1 protein-coding gene is annotated in these 310 nt (G+C 62.3%); it reads left to right on the top strand.

The features are described 5' to 3' along the window. The coding region (locus tag R8925_RS16000) for a hypothetical protein (RefSeq protein WP_430536768.1) at positions 1-310 on the top strand (310 nt) is incomplete at both ends.

Below are 310 nucleotides of genomic sequence, written 5' to 3'. Positions count from 1 at the left end.
TACTGTCACCATCACCAACGCCGGTCGCGCTGAACTGATCAACGCCCAAAACACCGGCACGAACGCCGCCGTCATCAACAGCATAGGCGTCAGTTCTGTCCATGCCGCTGGAGATCTGAAGCTGCTCACCGCCTTGCCAAGCGAGCGGAAGCGGCTGACGACGTTCGGTGGCGAGGTCGTGGCGGACGACGTCATCCATGTGACGATCAACGACACCACAGCCGACACCTACGCCCTCCGCGCGTTCGGGCTCTACTTCCAGTCCGGCGTCCTGTTCGCCGTCTGCACCTCCGTAGAGCCGATCATGGAG

The organism is Listeria rocourtiae subsp. hofi (assembly GCF_963575615.1).
Taxonomy (GTDB): domain Bacteria; phylum Bacillota; class Bacilli; order Lactobacillales; family Listeriaceae; genus Listeria_A; species Listeria_A hofi.
Note: the sequence above shows the minus strand (reverse complement) of the source record. Positions and strands in the feature narration are given on the sequence as shown.